At 37.2% G+C, this 3101-nt stretch carries 2 protein-coding genes; one reads left to right on the top strand and one right to left on the bottom strand.

What is annotated here, in order from left to right:
* Nucleotides 1-648 precede the first annotated feature (648 nt).
* On the top strand, nt 649-2103 hold the full coding sequence (locus DXA74_RS01880; RefSeq protein ID WP_118525139.1) for a hypothetical protein: 1455 nt from the start codon (nt 649-651) through the stop codon (nt 2101-2103).
* An 801-nt stretch (nt 2104-2904) separates the two neighbouring features.
* Here DXA74_RS01880 and DXA74_RS16515 read toward each other — a convergent pair.
* A partial coding sequence (locus tag DXA74_RS16515) for a hypothetical protein (protein ID WP_233550414.1) occupies nt 2905-3101 on the bottom strand: 197 nt, incomplete at its 5' end.

Below are 3101 nucleotides of genomic sequence, written 5' to 3'. Positions count from 1 at the left end.
TGGAGGCTTTGCGCCTCCAGCCACTTGGGCGAACCTCCGCAGTGTTTTAGCATGGCATTAGATTTATGCAGACTATACCGAGGACACACAGCACACTCGGCATAGTTCACAAAGGAAATCAACAACACACAACTGAAACACTTGGCAAGTTTCATTGCTAAAATATCACCTTTTCCTTTGCAAACTCCATGTACAAAGTAGCTTGTGTCTGTGACCTTGTTCTTTCAATGTGGCAGCTTTGATGTTTGGCGTAAATTGAGAGAATTAAGGTCTGCAACCTTGGGCATGGAAAGCCGAAAGGCAAATATCTCGTCTTTTGTTCTTAGAGGAGGGAGCGAGGTTATGTTTTGGAAACCCCAAAACTCCTCGCTCCACCATGAGGGCGGAGAAATTTTGCTCCCAACGGTTGCAGAAAGTGAGTGTACCAACTGTAGGCAGTGCATAGAAATATGTAAATAGATTTGTCAGGTGTAGTTTATTCTTCCTTTATTTGCACAAAAGTATGTTTTGAGTGTTATAAAAAATAAAAAAATGCACTATTACGTTGATACTTTTGTATTTTTGCACTCAGTTATCTTGGACAGCAGAATTTGAAACACTGAAAATCCGTAATCTGTCTATATGTAAAATCTTTAAATTTGGATTATTATGACTAAGAAGTTTTGGTTAATAGCACTCATCGTAGCTTGCACTGTTGTATTTGGCAGTTGCGATAAGTCTGAGGAATTGAGTGTTGAGCAATGTAAGTTGGATATGAATCTATTCAACCAAACCTATACTGTTAATGATGAGGGGTGCTGTGTGCTAAAAGGGAGAAAGCCAATAGCAGCAGAAGAAATACAGAGTAAGGTCAAGGGCTATGGTTGGGAGAGTATTGCCACTTATGAGGTACAGGAAAACGGAAAGTTGAGCAAGGAGGAATTTTGGAAAGACAGATTTGGTGGCAGCCCTACACACTTTTGGTTTGAGACATCACAGCAAGCTTTTAGTTATTTTTATAGTGATGCCTTGCCAGCCTTTTGTTTCAGACGTGTATCATGGACTTATGACATGGACAAAGGCTTCATACTGTTTGGCAGCAACAAGCAGACAACAGACAGCAGATACATGCAGATTCTTAAGCTTGACGAGTCGAATGGCAAGACCTTAATGTACACCATACAAAAATTGGGAGCGACGAGTGATGGAAGCAATGGTTACAAGTCTATATATGGCATGATTGTATATAAACGCATGACCGAAACCGATTTGGAAATGATGAAGAAAAGTTACACGTATGATACGGATATTGACCGTTCTGTTCCCGACAACTGCAAGTTTAAGATTAAGGCATACTATGCAGAAGACGACAAAGACAACACAGACCCTGTGTTTCAGACCTTCTGCCTTGTAACATTTGAGCTTACCGATGAATATGGTTTCAACTCTTCAGATAATGCCTATTACAACTACTACGATTCAATTACTTGGACGAGTGATTGTCGTGATATGCCAGATGGCTTTGGAATCATGGAACGTAAGACAAACTGTTTGAATACTTCCTATTGGTGGAGCACATACTTCTTCACGCCTCATGACAATACTATTGTCTATGCCAATGGCTATAAAGATGGCCGTATTGTCTATCAAGCCCGAAAGAGGCTCTATTTGGTGAATGATGGATTCTTTGGTTACGATTGGGATAACGTAAGGTATAATTCCAAGAACCCCGAACTAACAGAATATTGCTTGCTGGACAAGAGCCGTGAGTTTATCCTAACTCCACCTACTGCCTACAAAGAAGACATTACAAAACCGTATGCAGAGTTACGTATTGTACTGAAAGGAGCAAAAGACAAAAACGACAAGGAATATATGTTAGGCGTGCTTGAACGTGAAAGAGAAGGTCTGTTGAAGATTATGGACCAGTACTATGAAGCACATAGTACTATAAAAGAAACAGAAAAGGCTTCGCTGTGTAAAACGTTTAAGGCACTACCCGAAGATGCTGATATTAAAGCATATTGGCGTACAAAACATTCTCGCATGGTACTGATACTTAAAACTGACGGGGAAGACCCTATAAACAGTGAATACTATGTGCATGCGGAACCAATTAAATGATAAATAAGTTTAATGTGGACAACAATAGTCATAAGGCGAAGTTAATCTTTGTTTTATGACTATTGTTTTTTTGCACCAACATAGTGTGGTTTCATTTTTATTTTGTATTTTTGCAACTGTAAAGAGTTGTTAGGCAAAGCAAACATATGCATATTGCTGAAGTTGTGACTATTGCCAAGTCATTACCTCTATTGAGGTTGAACACTTATAAATCGCTCATTTTAAGCTATTCAGTAGATTATAGAAGAATTTTTGAAGAAAATACTGCTAGGTTAAAATTATTTGCAAATTTAAAATAAAAAATTAAGTCCCAGAAATTTAGCGATTGAGTATTCGCAAATCTTTTGTTTTTTAACTATTTTCTGACGTTTTGTTGCTTATATTGCCATTCTGTTATCATTCTGCTGGAATAATTGGCGCAAAACTTGTCTCTCTGTGCAATCAGTTTGATTTAATCTGAATTTTGTGCTTTTGTTCTGCTCCGGACCTGTATAGTGGCTCATAAAAGTCCTCTTTTTATACCTTATTATTAATAGAAAGTGGTGGTTGTCTTCTTTTTTTATTTTTCGCTAAATCTTCCGGTTATTGTTTTTATGAAGTTTTTCTGTTGACTGGGTGGGGTGGGCTTTTATTTAAAGTACCGGTTTGATCAAACTGAAATTTCATTGTGATGTTTCTTTCGTTTCATTGTGATGTTTTGAAAAGATCATCCTGATAAAATTTTTAGAGTCTTTTGGGAGAAAAAATATTGGGCACGTTGAGCTACATCAGAGGGGATGATAATTTCCATAAAAAACGCTCTTATAGTAAAGAGAAAGAACCATTCTGAAAAAGAATTGAATTTTTATTCATTTTTTTTGTTGGCTTGATTTTTAGTTTTAATAACCTGATTTTCATAAGTATTATCAGTGGTGTAAAGCCGTTTTTCAGCCCTTTTCTCGATTTTTCCTTGAAAATTTCTTTGGAAAATATTTGGTGGGAAAGAAAAAAGTATCTAC

The sequence above is a fragment of the Bacteroides sp. OF04-15BH genome, from assembly GCF_003477995.1.
GTDB lineage: Bacteria > Bacteroidota > Bacteroidia > Bacteroidales > Bacteroidaceae > Paraprevotella.
This window is presented reverse-complemented; position numbering and strand designations above follow the sequence as displayed.

Coding starts and splice junctions, on each gene's coding strand:
- DXA74_RS01880 (WP_118525139.1), top strand. CDS start 649: ATGACTAAGAAGTTTTGGTTAATAGCACTCATCGTAGCTTGCACTGTT.